Source organism: Micromonospora sp. NBC_01739 (assembly GCF_035920385.1).
In the GTDB taxonomy this organism is placed as follows: domain Bacteria; phylum Actinomycetota; class Actinomycetes; order Mycobacteriales; family Micromonosporaceae; genus Micromonospora.
This window is the reverse complement of the sequence record NZ_CP109151.1, coordinates 1057634-1070558: the sequence shown is the minus strand read 5'-3', so window position 1 is coordinate 1070558 and position 12925 is coordinate 1057634. Positions and strand designations below refer to the sequence as shown.

Below are 12925 nucleotides of genomic sequence, written 5' to 3'. Positions count from 1 at the left end.
GGGCTCGTGGAGGCGCCTACCTGGTTTGACGGGTGGCGAGGATGGCGAGGGTTTCCCGGCGTACGGTCTCCGGCTCACGCACGAGCCGACGATGGGCGAAGCGGACGACCAGGATGCCGAGGGCGGCCAGTTGCGCGTCACGACGTAGGTCGATTTCGCGCTGCCGGGGGTCGCCGTGGGTGGTGGCCCCGTCGAGTTCGATGTTGACCCGTTCCGGCTCGGCGTACAGGTCCAGGTAGACGTTGCGCTGGCCGAGCCGGATCTGCGCCTGCCGCTGGAAGGTCGGCATTCCAGGGCCGGTGAAGACGCGCTCGTGTCCCCAGATCTCCAGCGGGCTGCGGCAACCGTCGGCAAGGCGGGTCAGCAGCGTACGCAGCGCTACCCGGCTAGCCACCCTTGCCGTGCCGTCGAGCACAGCTTGCAGGCGGCCGGGGGTGGTCAGCCGGTTGTTGAACGCCCTGATCATCGGCGTCCGTTGCTCCTCCAGCGCGAGCATCGGCCAGGAGTCGACCAAAGCTCGCTCGATGGTGGTCACCGGCATCCCCTGTCGTACCACCGTCGATGGTGGAGTGAGGGTGAGGTGTCGACGCCGGTGGACTCGCACCCCGGGCCAGTTTCGCAGGCCGCTGCCAGCAGGTGCGCTCACGTGCAGCAGGTCTCCGGGCCGTTGTTGGCGCAGTCCCCACACGTCGAGGGCGGTGAGGTGGCTGAGGGCACCGCGCCCCCGCATCCAGGCGGCGACCGCACGGCGGCCGAGGGCCGGGCCGATCCGGCTGAGCGGCGGAAGGCTCTCGTCATTCAACAGGTGTGCCGCCGCGAACACCTCGGGCAGCACCCGTACGAGTTCGCCGTTGGTGCACGCCCGCTGCAAGACCCACTCCGGCACGACCTGCTCGGCAACCGACCGGGTCACCAGCCCGTTCCCGCGCCTCACCAGCTCCGCCAACACCGTATCCACACCGCCGACCGTGCCACCCTGCCCCACCCACCCGCAGCCACAGCTCCCGCCCCCTGTGGACAACCACACCCCTGTGGACAACCCCCAAAACCCGTCCACATCTGGTAGGCCACCCTGATCGTGGCGGTGTGGCTGTTCAGGTGTCGGCGTGTCGCGCAGCCGCACTGCCACGATCAGGGGACGTGGAAGGGGGGTCAGGTTAGGGCGGCGCTGCGGTGGGCGTTGGTGGCCCAGGCGTCGGGGAGGGCGATCCATTCGTTGTCGCCGACGCGCACCACGGCACCGTCAAGTTTGGGCAGGACTCCAGGGTCCTCCATCGGGCAGAGCAGCGAACTGCGACGGGGTGATCGTCGTCCACCGGCCCTCCTGCATGGGCAGATCCTATGCGCTCTCCATCGAGGTGCCAGGACAGCCGAGCACGTGCCCCGGTCCCGGCCGGTCGGGTCGGCGGGTGGTGACCGGTGGCGTGGTGATCCGATATAAGAGACGGATGGATCTGCCGCCGTATCTGGCCAGCATGCCGATGCACGCCATCACGGAGATGCACGGGGAGCCGGGCCTGCGGGAGAGGTTCCGGCTGGAGTGTGCGGCCTTCGACGCCGACGCCCGGGGTCGGCTGGACGAGGCGTTGGAGTTGGCCGGCCGGCTGCACCGCGACGACCGGCGGTCCCGGGAGCCGTACGTCAACCATCTGCTGCGGGTCGCGATCCGGTTGATGCACCACTACCAGGTACGCGACCCGGAGGTGATCGTCGCCGGGCTGCTGCACGACGCGGTGGAGGATCATCCGGCGGAGCTGGCCGGCCCGGCGTACGCCGGGGGTGATCCGACTCCGGCGGCGCTGGCGGTGCTCGCGGACCGGTTCGGTGCCCGGGTGGCGCGGCTGGTCGCGGCGGTCACCAATCCGCGGTGGGATCCGGAACGGGACCGCAACGAGCAGTACCGCGAGCACCTGGTGCACAGTCTCGACGGTGAGCCGTGGGCCCGGGTCATCAAGGTCTCCGACTTCACCGACAACGGTGTCGGGGTGATCCACTCGGTCGGGCCGAAGGTGGAGGCGTTGGCGCGCAAGTACCGTCCCCTGGTGCCGGTCTTCCGCGATCTGGTCACCCGCGCGGACACTCCCCTGTCCGAGCCGGTGCGCCGGCACATCCTCGACCAGCTAGACCTGGCCGAGGAGCGGTTCAGCGCCATCCTGGACCAACCCGCGCAGCACGCCTGAGCGTCAGCCACCATCGCGTCCGGGGTGCAGGTCAGCGTGGTGCCGGTGGGCGGGTGTGACGTGGGTACAGCCGGTCGACCAGCAGCGCGGCCTGGGCGACCGAGCCGCCGCTGACGCCGAGGCCACCGCGGGCCGCGTCGTAGAACTGGTCCCGTGCCTCGTTGACCCGGTGCAGCAGGTCGGGCAGCCCGTCCGCGGCGGAGCCGTCGCGGGCCAGGCGTTCGACCTCCCAGACCGCGTCGCGCCAGGCCCGGGCGGCCTTCACTGTCGGGGCGTCGCCGAGCAGCAGGACGTTCTCCCAGGCGATGGTGTGCCGGAAGTTGGCCTCGGTCAGCAGGGCGAGTTCCTGCTCCCGGTCGAGGTAGCCGCCGATCAGCCGGCTGGCGATGGTGAGCACCTCCTTGAGCACGCGGGCGAATTCGGCGTACGCGTCGAACCGCCGCTCGTCCCATCGCACGCCCTGGTGTCGGCGCCACCGGGCGCGGTCGGCGAGCGAGGTGGCCACGATCGTGCCGATGGTGCCGACCAGCACACCGAGCAGGGCGGGCAACTGCGCAACGAGGCTCCCCATGGCGCATACCCTGCCAGCCTCCGGCAACCCGGCGGCTGGTGGCGTCAGCGCAACCGTTGCAGCGCGGCGGTGATCGCCTTCGCGTCGAAGTGGGCCGGGTCGAAGGGGGTGGACTCGGCAAGGCCCAGCCAGCCGCGGCGGTCCTGGTGTTCGGGGTGCGTGGGGTCGGCGAGGATGTCCACCAACTCCGCGTAACCCCACACGCCTCCGCAGTCCTCCGGTGGGGCAGCCCGCCGGCCACCGACACAGCGCGGGTACGTCACGGCCGGATCACGATCGAGGATCTGTTCCACCAGGATGTCGTGCTCCCAACTGTCACCGAAATCGTAGGTGTAGTGGAGCTTGTCGTTCACGGCGGTAGCGACCTGCTCCAAGTTGACCCGTGACTCGGCCCGATGACCGAGTTCTGCGTCCGGACGACCGAAGCTGCCGTACGGGGTCTCGAAGACGTGCAGGTGACTGTCATCCCAGTCGAAGGCGACCTGAATCAGCGTGTGCAGCCGGGCCAGCGTGATGTCCCCGGGCACCTCAAGGCGACGCCAGATCGGCGGACGGGCTCCTCTCAGCCCGACTTTGATCCGGTAGATGGGGGCCGGCCCGGCGGACTTCTTCCGCTTGGACGGCAGGGCGGCGGTGCGGGGTCTCGGTACGGCACCTCTTCGTCCACGCCCCGGTATGCGGTCCAGCAGCGCGGCGATCGAGGCGATGTCCAGTTCGCCGTCGTGCCGGTGACGGGGCAGGCTGGCCGGCTCAGGCAGCGTCCGCAGCCAACTGCGCAGGAGCAGGGCGAACGCCGGGTAGCCGGGGCCTTCCTTGTCGTCGAGGAGGTCGTCCACGTCGCGGTCCTGGTCGTGGTCGGCACGGATCTCCAGTGCCTCCTGTACGGCGCGACGGAAGTCGGCCGGCTGAATCTCCTCGTCCCGGATGGAGACGCCATCGGCCCGCAGGTCGGATTGGAGCGAATGGCGCGCACCATCCCACTGGTCGGGGTCGATCAGGAGTATCTCCTGCGCAGCACCACAATCGAGGGGATCGAGCACCACGAACGCGGCCAGCGACCGGCCGGCCCGCTGGAACATGCCGGCCAGCAGGAAGGTCTCCCCCATCGGGTTGAGGAACTGGCGGCACTCCTGTGCCACGATCGGGGCGTCCAACTCTGCGAGCCAGGCCGGCGCGTCGACCCCGGCCTCGGCGAGCCGGCCAGCCGCCTGTGCCGCGAAGCGGCTCGTGTCGCCGTCGCAGACCGCGGCGATGCCGGCGAGCATGGCGCGTGCCGGTGGCGTGGCTACCGCCTCCAGTGTCGGCACGAACAGCTCCGGTAACGCCTGGTCGAAGTCCTCCCCGACGAGGGCACCGACCGCCAGGAACATCGAGGCGGCCACCTCGATCTCCGTCGGATCCTGCATCGCGGCCAAGTCGATTAGCGGCATCAGGCTGTCGAGTTGCTCCGGCGTGGGCTGCCCCCCGGCACAGTGCGGGCAGTCACACTCGTCCGGCGGGTCCATAACGACGAGCGGGGCACCGCTACGGACGGATCGACTCTTCGACTTACGGCGACGACTCATGGGACTCACGAGACGCAGTCTGCCCCATGTCGACGACGCGACGACTCATGGACACGGTCCCGGTCACCTCACACCAGGCAGATCGAGCCGTGCAACGAGGCGGCGGGGAGCCGATCGGGTCCCCGCCGTCATCGCGTACTCGTCAGGAGGTGAACTTGTCCAGGGCCAGCTCGAGGGCGCCGTCGTCCGGCGAGGCGTACGCCTTCATGGTCGACCGGTTGTAGGAGATGAAGCTCGGGCAGCGGACCGCCGGAGCGTTGACCCGGCCACCGTCACCGATCTTCTCGCCGGTCTTGGCGGCGTAGAAGGTCAGGGTGTAGCGCGCGGAGATGTAGTCGACAGTGATCTTCTTGTCGTCGCTGTCCTTGTAGTCGCACTTGCGCGGCTCGCCCTCGCTGCCCTCTTCGAAGGTGAGGCAGCCGATCACGGAGACCTTCGCCCAGTCGGCGATTTTGGCGTAGTACGGCTTGTTGTAGCCCACCGACTTGCTCAGCCAGGACTGCGGGCGTTCCGGAGAGTTGGCGAAGGTGTAGACCTTGGCGCCCTTCGCGCTGGTGTACGGCGCGGCGTTGAGGATGGGGCTGCCGTCACACACCGCGGACATGTCGCTGGAGCTGCGGGCGGTGACCGCGTTGTTGTTGTCCGGCTGGTTGTCCGGCTCCGGCGGCGGCGGTGCCGCGTCGGGGGACTCGGAGTTCTCCGGAGCGGCGGAGGGGCTGCTGGAGCCGCTGGCCACCGGGGTGGGGTTGTCCTCGTCGTCGCCGGAGAGCATGAAGTAGCCGATAGTGCCGCCGCAGGCGACGAGGACGGCCATCACGACGGCGCCGATGCCGAGCCCCAACCAGAGCCCGTTCTTCGACTTCTGCTGCTGCGGTGGGACCCCGTACGGCGGGGGCGGGGGTGGTGGGGGCGGGGCACCGTACGGCGACGGGTAGCCGGACTGACCGACCGGAGATCCGGGCGGGAGTGGCTGACCGACCGGGGAGCCGGGAGGGAACGGTCCGGCCGGGGGTCCGGGCGGATTGCCCCAGCCCCCCGCGTTCGGATCCGGCTGCCCCCCGTACGGCGGATAACTGTCACTCATGTGTGGCCCTTGTCAAAGTCGAGAGGTTCTCTGGCACATGATCAGGCCCAGGGTAGTGACCGGTGCAAACCTGCGCACGGCCACGCCGCGACGATTCGATAACGCGGGCCCACCGAGGCCACTGCCGGTGTCGGTGCCGGTGCGGGGCGCTACCGGGTAGTCCGAATGTGCGGGCGAATAGGACACTTCTCCCGCCACTGATGTGGTGTTTGCCATAGGGCAAAGATGCGTAACCTCCACCTTCGCCTGGCCGTGTGGCCGCGGTCGCCGACGGGTACCTGAGGGGTCATCGGCACAAGGGAGGATGAGATGACCACCGATCCCAGGTACACCCCGATCGCGGTCAACGCGGCGGGCAGGTTGGTCGCCGACGGCGGGGACCCCGAGGGCGGCGAGGTGATCGGCGCGGACGACGCGGCGGCCGATGCCGCTCGCGCGGGTGCCGAGGTCGACCTCAGCGGCGCGCGGCGCGACCTCGACCCCACCCCGGTGGGGGCCGCCGACGCCGAGGCGGATCGGCGCCGCGCCGCCGACCAACCCTAGGTGCGCCGCCGACCAAACCTGATCAGGTACGCCCACCCATGACGCCCCGGAGCGCTCCTCCGGGGCGTCAACCCTTGCCGAGACTTCGATGCATCGAAATATTGCGTGATTGTTTCGACCCCACGTAGGCTCTCGTGGGAGCGCTCCCGGGCCGCCGGCTGAGTCGGCGGACCAATCTTGCCGTACCCACCACCACGACCAGATTGCGACGGTCCACATGAAGCGTCCTCCGTCTCGTCCACGGCGGCTCCTGGTCGCAGCCGGCACCGTCGGTGCGCTGGCCCTCGGCACCCTCGTGGCGTTGCCCGCCACGAACGCGATGGCCGCCACCGGCTGTGCGGTGACCTACTCGACGAACAGTTGGTCCAACGGCTTCACCGCCAACATCACCGTCACCAACCTGGGCGACGCGATCGGGGACTGGACCCTGGGGTTCAGCTTCCCGGACAGCGGGCAGCGGGTCACCCAGGGCTGGTCGGCGACCTGGAGCCAGAGCGGCAACGCCGTCACCGCGCGCAACGCCAGTTGGAACGGCAGCCTGGCCACCGGGGCCAGCACCGGCATCGGCTTCAACGGCAGCTTCACCGGCGGCAACCCGTCGCCGACCTCCTTCACCCTCAACGGGGTGCCCTGCACCGGTTCCACCACCACTCCCCCGCCCACCACCCCGCCACCGACCACTCCCCCGCCCACCACCCCGCCACCGACCACTCCCCCGCCGACCACTCCCCCGCCGACCGGGCAGACCCCGGTGCAGATCAACGGCCAGCTGCGGGTCTGCGGGGTCAACCTGTGCAACCAGTACGGGCGGCCGATCCAACTGCGGGGCATGAGCACCCACGGCATCCAGTGGTTCGGCAACTGCTACAACAACGCCTCCCTGGACGCCCTGGCCACCGACTGGCGGGCGGACCTGTTCCGGATCGCGATGTACGTGCAGGAGCAGGGTTACGAGACCGACCCGGCCGGGTTCACCAACCGGGTGAACAACCTGGTCGAGGAGGCCACCCGGCGGGGCATGTACGCGATGATCGACTTCCACCTGCTCACTCCGGGTGACCCGATGTTCAACCTGGAGCGGGCCAAGACCTTCTTCGCCTCGGTCTCCGCCCGGCACGCGTCGAAGAACAACGTGATCTACGAGATCGCCAACGAGCCCAACGGGGTGAGCTGGTCGACCATCAAGAACTACGCCGACCAGGTCATTCCGGTGATCCGGGCCAACGACCCGGACGCGGTGATCATCGTGGGTACCCGGGGCTGGTCCTCGCTGGGGGTCTCCGAGGGGTCCAACCACACCGAGATCGTCAACAACCCGGTCAACGCCAGCAACATCATGTACGCCTTCCACTTCTACGCCGCCTCGCACCGGGACAACTACCGGGCCGAGGTGGAGCGGGCGGCGGCCCGGCTGCCGCTGTTCGTCACCGAGTTCGGCACGGTGGACTACACCGGTGACGGGGGCGTCGACCTGGCCAGCAGCACCCAGTGGCTGGACCTGCTGGACCGGCTGAAGATCGGCTACGCGAACTGGACCTTCTCCGACAAGGCCGAGGGCAGTGCCGCGCTGCGGCCCGGCACCTGCAACGGCAGCAACTACACCGGCACCTCGGTGCTGACCCCCTCCGGGGTCTTCATGCGGGAGCGCATCCGCACCCCGGACAACTTCCCGACCAGCTGATCAGCACCACGCCACGACGGCCCCGGGGAGTTGTCCCCGGGGCCGCCGACGTGTGCGACCACGGTCAGGACAGGTCGACGACCCGGTCGGCCCACCGGCCCAGCAGCGCGGAGTCGTGACTGATCACCAGCACCCCGGCGGAGTGCCGACGCCGGTAGTCCCCGATCACGGCCGCGACATGGGCCTGGGTGGAGGCGTCCAGCATCGCGGTGGCCTCGTCGCACAGCAGGTACCCGGGCCGGTGCACCAGGGACCGGGCCAGGCAGGCCCGTTGCAGTTGGCCGTCGCTGACCGCGTGCGGGCGGCGGGTCAACAGGTCGGCGGTCAGCCCCACCGTGTCGGCCAGTTCGGCCGTCCGCTCCCGGACCTGCTCCGGCGGGGTGCCGGTGGCGCGCAGCGGCTCGGCGATGATGTCGGCCAGGGTCAGCCGGGGGTCGGTGGCCGCGCGGGGACTCTGGAACAGGATCGCCACCCGGGTACGCACCGCCACCGGCACCTGGTGGCGGGTGCCGGTCACCGGGGTGCCGTCGAGGCTGATGTGACCGGAGTCCGGCCGGTGCAGCAGGGCCAGCAGCCGGGCCAGGGTGGACTTGCCGCTGCCGGAGGGGCCCCGCAGGCCCACGGTCTCCCCGGCGGCGATGTGCAGATCGACGCGATCGAGCACCCGCTGCCGGTCGTAGCTGGCGCTGACCTGGCAGGCGGCCAGGGCCCGGCCGGTCATGCCGGCACCTCGGCGCGCAGTTCGGCGTGCTCCAGCGGATGGTGGCAGGCGACCCGGCCGACACCGGTGCCAGTGAAGGCCGGCTGCACCCGGCAGGCCGGGGTGGCCCGGTCGCAGCGGGCGGCGAAGGCGCAGCCGACCGGCAGGTCGGTGAGCATCGGCGGGTGACCCGGCACCGGCCGGAAGGCCCGCTGCGGCAGGGCGTCCAGCAGCGCCGCGCTGTAGGGGTGCCCGGGTGTGTCGAACAGCGCCTCGGTGGGGGCGTGCTCGACGATGCGGCTGGCGTACATGACCGCCACGGTGTCGGCCACCCGCTGGGCCGCAGCGAGGTCGTGGGTGATCAGCAGGACGGCGGCTCCGGCGTCGCAGCGGCGGCGCAGCAGATCTAGGGTGTGGTCGACCAGGGGGCGGTCCAGGCCGGTGGTCGGCTCGTCGGCCAGCAGCAGCGGCGGGTCGGGGGCCAGCGCCAGGGCGGTGGCCAGCCGCTGGGCCATCCCGCCGGACAACTCGTGCGGGTAGCGGTCCAGGTCGGCCGGGTCCAGGCCGACCTCGGCGGCCAGGCGGTCGGCGGCGGCGGGGGCCTGCGTCCGGGTGTGGCCGTGCGCCCGCAGGGTCTCCACCAGCAGCCGACGGCCGGTACGCACCGGGGTCAGGGAGGTCGCCGGGCTCTGCGGCACCAGCCCGACGGCCCGCCCGCGTACCTGCCGGGCCAGTTGTCGGGGCGGGCAGGTCAGCAGGTCGATCGCGGGGGACGAACCGGTGCGCAGCAGGGCACTGCCGGTGACGGTGGCGTTGCCGGGCAGCAGGCCGAGCAGGGCGTGGGCCAGGACGGACTTGCCGCAGCCCGACTCCCCGACCACGGCGACCAGTTCCCCGGGGCGGATGTTCAGGTGCAGGTCGGTGACGGCGTGCACCTCGGCGTCGGGCAGCCGGAACCGGACGGTCAGCCCGGCGACGGCCAGCAGGGGTTCGGTGGTGGTCACAGTTGCAGCTCCGCGCGTACCCGGGGATCCAGACGGTCCCGCCAGTGGGCGGTGAGGGTGGCCAGCGCGAGGGTGACCACGATCAGCACCAGGCCGGGGGTGAGGCTGGCCCACCAGGCACCGGCCAGCAGGGAGCCCCGACCATCGTTGATCATGTTGCCGAGGGAGGCCAGGTGTGGGGGCAGGCCCAGGCCCAGGAAGGACAGGGCGGTCTCGTGCCACACCGCGTGCGGGATCATCAGGGTGACCGCCAGGGCCAGCCGGGGCAGCACATGCGGCAGCAGGTGCCGGGTGAGCACCCGCATCCTGCCGGCCCCGCCGCTGACGGCCGCGTCGATGAAGGGCCGGCTCCGCAGGCTCAGCAGCTCGGACCGGACGATCCGGGCGGTGGACAGCCAGTGGGTCAGCCCGATGGAGAGCACCACCGCACCGAGGCTGGGGCGCAGCATCGCCACGATGAAGATGCCCAGCAGGAGGTGGGGCATGGCCGCGATGGTGTCCACCAGCCGCATCAGGACCCGGTCGACCCAGCCGCCGACGGTGCCGGCCAGGGCGCCGACGGCACCACCGATCACCGCGGCGACCACTGCGGCGATGACCCCCACCAGCAGTGACACCCGCAGCCCGTAGACGCTGCGCAGCAGCACGTCCCGGCCGAGGTCGTCGGTGCCGGCGGGATGCGCCAGCGAGGGCGCCGACCGGGTCTGGGACAGGTCGATCGCGCTCTGGTCCAACGGCCAGAGCAGCGGGGCGAACACGCAGGCCAGCACGGTGATGGCGAGTACCGTACCGGCGACGGTCGCGCCGAGGCGGCCCGGACGCAGTCGGGGCAGTCGGCGGGTACGGGTCAGGGTGACGGCGGTCATTCGAGGCGTACCCGGGGGTCGGCGGCGGAGTAGGCGAGGTCGGTGGCCAGGTTCGCGGCCAGCACCACGACGGTGGTCGCCAGGGTGGTCGCCGCCAGCAGCGGGAAGTCACTGCCCAGGGCGGCCTGCACGGTCACCGCGCCCAGGCCGGGCAGGGAGAACACGGTCTCCACCAGCACCGCCCCGCCGACCAGTTCGGGCAGGTGGGTGCCGATCAGGGTGAGGAAGGGCAGCAGGCCGGTACGCAGGGCGTGACCGAACAGGACCGTACGCCCGGGCAGACCACGGGCGCGGGCGGCCAGCACATGGTCCTCCCGCAGGCTGTCGGCGACCGAGTCGCGGATGAACAGCACGAACCACGGCAGTTGGGACACCGCCAGCACCCCGACCGGCAGGATCAGGTGCCAGGCGACGTCGGCTACCCGGGTCTCGGTGGCGGTGATGTCGGTCAGCCCGCCGGCGGGTAGCCAGCCCAGGCTCAGGGCGAAGACCGCGATCGCGGCCAGGCCCAGCCAGAAGGACGGCACCGACTGGATGGTGTACGCGGTCGTCCGCAGCGCCCGGTCGAACCAACCACCCCGGCGGTACGCGGCCAGGGTGCCCAGCAGCAGGCTGGCCACCAGCACCACGGCCAGGGCGGCGCCGACCAGCAGCAGGGTCCAGCCGGCCCGGGCGGCCAGCACGTCCACCACCGGCTCGTGTCGGCTGGTCGACCAGCCCAGGTCGCCGCGCAGCAGGTTGCCCAGCCAGCGCAGGTACTGCACCGGCAGGGGGTCGTCGAGACCCCAGTTGGCCCGGATCTGGGCCAGGTTCTCCTCGCTGGTGGTGAAGGCCGCCGCCCCGGCGTACTGCTGGGCGGGGTCGATCGGCGAGGCGGCGCCGAGGGCGAACATCCCGGCGCTGGTGACGAAGAGGACCGGCACGGCCACCAGCAGCCGGTTGCGGATCATGCGGGCGGCGCCGGTGCGACGGCGCCGCCGGACCGGGGTGGGGGCGGTCACGAACGTCGGGTCCAGGTGTTGATGTTCCACCAGATGCTGTTGGCCACGTCGTGCTCGTGCGGCTCGACCCGGGCCACCACCCCCTGCACGGAGTCCCGCACCACGTAGGTGTGCTCCAGGTAGGTGAGGAACACCCACGGCATGTCGGTGGCCAGTTGCCGCTGGAAGGTGGCGTAGGCGGCCTTGCGCCGGGCCGGGTCGGCCTCGGCCCGCCCCTCACGCAACGCCCGGTCGGTCGCCTCGGAGGCGTACGAGCCGGGGTTGAAGAAGCCCTGCCCGGCGAAGTCGGAGTGGAACAGCTTGTAGGAGACGAAGTCCGGGTCGTACGGGGTGCCGTACCCCATGATCAGGGCGTCGGAGCCCATCCGGGGGGTGATGGCGTCCCAGGTGAGGCCCTCCGGGGTGATCGCGATGCCGATCTTCTTGGCGTCGGCGGTTACCGCCAGGGCCAGTTCCTTGCGCAGGCTGTCGGCGGCCGGGTACATCAGGCTGAAGGCGGCCCGGGTGCCGCCCTTGACCCGGATGCCGTCCGGGCCGGGTCGCCAGCCGGCGGCCTCCAGCAGGGCGGTAGCGGCGGCCGGGTCGGCGGTCGGCGCCCCGGCGGCGGCGGGCTCGACGAACTCCGAGGAGGGCGGCACCGGCCCGTACGCCGGCTCACCGGCCCCGCCGAGGACCCCGTCGACCATCGCGGTGCGGTCGACGGCGACGCTCAGGGCGCGGCGCACGGCCACATCGGCGGTGACCGGGTTGCCCATCGGCAGCATCACCCCCCGGTAGTCCGCGGTGGGGACCTTGTGCACCCGGTAGCCGGGCAGGTTGTCGAAGCCGACGGCCAGCTTGGGGGGCAGTTCGGCGGCGTCGAACTCGCCCGCGCGGGCGCGCTGGGCGCGGACGTTGTCGTCCGGCACGAAGGCGACCACCACCCCGCTGTTGGCCGGTCGGCCGCCCCAGTAGCGGTCGTTGGCGGCCAACACCAGCCGGTCGCCCGGGGTCCAGGAGGTGACCCGGTACGGACCGGTGCCGATCGGCTGCCGATTGAAGGCGGCCCTGTTGAGGTCCTGCCCCTCGAAGGCGGCGGCCGGCACGATGCCCAGGGTCAGCCGTTGCAGGAAGGGCGCGTAGGCGTACCGGAGGGTGAAGATCACCGTGGTGTCGTCCGGGGCGGCGACCGAGGCGAGCATGTCCAGGTCGCTGCGCAGGACGGAGTCGACCTTCTCGTCGAGCACCGCCTGGTAGGTGAAGACGACATCCTTCGCGGTCAGCGGGGTGCCGTCGTGGAAGAGCACCCCCTCGCGCAGCCGTACGGTGATCGTCTTGCCGTCCCCGGAGACCTCCGGCAGGTCCCGGGCCAGGGCCGGGACGAGACGATTACCCTCGTCCCGGGCGACCAGACCGTCGAAGATCAGCGAACCGCCGTCGACCCCGTAGTTGAGCACCGGGTTCAGGGTGTCCGGTTCCCCGGCGGTCGCTACGATCAATGTGGTCCCGCCCGGGTTGTCGGACGGGGTGGTCGGCGACGAGCAGGCGACCAGGGCGAGCAGCAGTGCGGCGCTGGCTGCCAGCCGGACACCGGTCGTTCGGGACATGACTGTTACCGCTCCTCGCGGGTGGCGACGATAGGTGCGGCGTCCCACCCGAGGTGATCGGCCGGCAGGCCGCCCGACAGGTGCGATCTTGGATCGCCACAGCGCCATACTTGCGCAGTTGCAAACTCTTGGCAAGAAAGCGCG

The 12925-nt window shown here is 71.2% G+C and carries 13 protein-coding genes; 3 read left to right on the top strand and 10 right to left on the bottom strand.

The genetic code is table 11. The annotated features are described in order from the left end of the window. Positions 1-16 precede the first annotated feature (16 nt). Both OIE53_RS04765 and OIE53_RS04760 read right to left on the bottom strand, forming a co-directional pair. Entirely contained in the window at positions 17-958 is a 942-nt protein-coding gene (locus OIE53_RS04765) for a DUF559 domain-containing protein (protein ID WP_327025338.1), read from the bottom strand. Positions 959-1152: 194 nt separating this feature from the next. Next, positions 1153-1275, bottom strand: coding sequence for a hypothetical protein (locus OIE53_RS04760; protein ID WP_327025337.1), 123 nt, complete (start codon positions 1273-1275; stop codon positions 1153-1155). Positions 1276-1448: 173 nt separating this feature from the next. Here OIE53_RS04760 and OIE53_RS04755 point away from each other — a divergent pair, with 173 nt between their 5' ends. After that, positions 1449-2180, top strand: coding sequence for an HD domain-containing protein (locus tag OIE53_RS04755; RefSeq protein WP_327025336.1), 732 nt, complete (start codon positions 1449-1451; stop codon positions 2178-2180). Between the two features lie 31 nt (positions 2181-2211). On the opposite strand, the gene OIE53_RS04750 is transcribed toward OIE53_RS04755, so the two are convergent. The 3 genes from OIE53_RS04750 to OIE53_RS04740 all read right to left on the bottom strand — a co-directional run bounded on the left by OIE53_RS04750 (position 2212) and on the right by OIE53_RS04740 (position 5400). Next, positions 2212-2751, bottom strand: a complete 540-nt coding sequence (locus tag OIE53_RS04750; protein ID WP_327025335.1) for a hypothetical protein — start codon at positions 2749-2751, stop codon at positions 2212-2214. Between the two features lie 44 nt (positions 2752-2795). Next, positions 2796-4157 (bottom strand): plasmid pRiA4b ORF-3 family protein, encoded by a 1362-nt coding sequence (locus OIE53_RS04745; RefSeq protein ID WP_327025334.1) that lies wholly within the window; start codon positions 4155-4157, stop codon positions 2796-2798. Between the two features lie 301 nt (positions 4158-4458). Then, positions 4459-5400 (bottom strand): hypothetical protein, encoded by a 942-nt coding sequence (locus OIE53_RS04740; RefSeq protein WP_327025333.1) that lies wholly within the window; start codon positions 5398-5400, stop codon positions 4459-4461. A gap of 309 nt (positions 5401-5709) precedes the next feature. Between OIE53_RS04740 and OIE53_RS04735 the strand changes: the two genes are divergently transcribed. Together OIE53_RS04735 and OIE53_RS04730 are read left to right on the top strand one after the other, a co-directional pair. After that, positions 5710-5943 carry a hypothetical protein gene (locus tag OIE53_RS04735; protein WP_327025332.1) on the top strand — a complete coding sequence of 78 codons (234 nt, stop codon included), beginning with the start codon at positions 5710-5712 and terminating at the stop codon, positions 5941-5943. A gap of 217 nt (positions 5944-6160) precedes the next feature. Next, positions 6161-7624, top strand: a complete 1464-nt coding sequence (locus OIE53_RS04730) for a cellulase family glycosylhydrolase (RefSeq protein ID WP_327025331.1) — start codon at positions 6161-6163, stop codon at positions 7622-7624. Between the two features lie 64 nt (positions 7625-7688). Here the strand turns inward: OIE53_RS04730 and OIE53_RS04725 are convergent, their stop codons facing one another. The 5 genes from OIE53_RS04725 to OIE53_RS04705 are packed head-to-tail and all read right to left on the bottom strand — an operon-like array spanning position 7689 to position 12781. After that, positions 7689-8345: an ABC transporter ATP-binding protein gene (locus OIE53_RS04725; RefSeq protein ID WP_327025330.1), complete on the bottom strand. Its 657-nt coding sequence runs from the start codon at positions 8343-8345 to the stop codon at positions 7689-7691. Continuing rightward, on the bottom strand, positions 8342-9328 hold the full coding sequence (locus tag OIE53_RS04720; protein ID WP_327025329.1) for an ABC transporter ATP-binding protein: 987 nt from the start codon (positions 9326-9328) through the stop codon (positions 8342-8344). The genes OIE53_RS04725 and OIE53_RS04720 overlap by 4 nt, the downstream gene beginning before the upstream one ends. Further along, the gene (locus OIE53_RS04715; RefSeq protein WP_327025328.1) at positions 9325-10194 is read right to left on the bottom strand and encodes an ABC transporter permease; all 870 of its coding nucleotides are present in this window, start codon (positions 10192-10194) and stop codon (positions 9325-9327) included. Before OIE53_RS04715 ends, OIE53_RS04720 begins: the two co-directional genes overlap by 4 nt. Beyond that, on the bottom strand, positions 10191-11225 hold the full coding sequence (locus OIE53_RS04710) for an ABC transporter permease (RefSeq protein ID WP_327025327.1): 1035 nt from the start codon (positions 11223-11225) through the stop codon (positions 10191-10193). The genes OIE53_RS04715 and OIE53_RS04710 overlap by 4 nt, the downstream gene beginning before the upstream one ends. Further along, on the bottom strand, positions 11192-12781 hold the full coding sequence (locus tag OIE53_RS04705; RefSeq protein ID WP_327025326.1) for an ABC transporter substrate-binding protein: 1590 nt from the start codon (positions 12779-12781) through the stop codon (positions 11192-11194). The genes OIE53_RS04710 and OIE53_RS04705 overlap by 34 nt, the downstream gene beginning before the upstream one ends. Positions 12782-12925: the final 144 nt, after the last annotated feature.

What these genes read in the sequence shown, in the direction of transcription:
- OIE53_RS04745 (WP_327025334.1), bottom strand. Translation starts at nt 4,157, where the DNA reads ATGCAGGATCCGACGGAGATCGAGGTGGCCGCCTCGATGTTCCTGGCG.
- OIE53_RS04740 (WP_327025333.1), bottom strand. Translation starts at nt 5,400, where the DNA reads ATGAGTGACAGTTATCCGCCGTACGGGGGGCAGCCGGATCCGAACGCG.
- OIE53_RS04755 (WP_327025336.1), top strand. Translation starts at nt 1,449, where the DNA reads ATGGATCTGCCGCCGTATCTGGCCAGCATGCCGATGCACGCCATCACG.
- OIE53_RS04715 (WP_327025328.1), bottom strand. Translation starts at nt 10,194, where the DNA reads ATGACCGCCGTCACCCTGACCCGTACCCGCCGACTGCCCCGACTGCGT.
- OIE53_RS04705 (WP_327025326.1), bottom strand. Translation starts at nt 12,781, where the DNA reads ATGTCCCGAACGACCGGTGTCCGGCTGGCAGCCAGCGCCGCACTGCTG.
- OIE53_RS04725 (WP_327025330.1), bottom strand. Translation starts at nt 8,345, where the DNA reads ATGACCGGCCGGGCCCTGGCCGCCTGCCAGGTCAGCGCCAGCTACGAC.
- OIE53_RS04760 (WP_327025337.1), bottom strand. Translation starts at nt 1,275, where the DNA reads ATGGAGGACCCTGGAGTCCTGCCCAAACTTGACGGTGCCGTGGTGCGC.
- OIE53_RS04750 (WP_327025335.1), bottom strand. Translation starts at nt 2,751, where the DNA reads ATGGGGAGCCTCGTTGCGCAGTTGCCCGCCCTGCTCGGTGTGCTGGTC.
- OIE53_RS04730 (WP_327025331.1), top strand. Translation starts at nt 6,161, where the DNA reads ATGAAGCGTCCTCCGTCTCGTCCACGGCGGCTCCTGGTCGCAGCCGGC.
- OIE53_RS04735 (WP_327025332.1), top strand. Translation starts at nt 5,710, where the DNA reads ATGACCACCGATCCCAGGTACACCCCGATCGCGGTCAACGCGGCGGGC.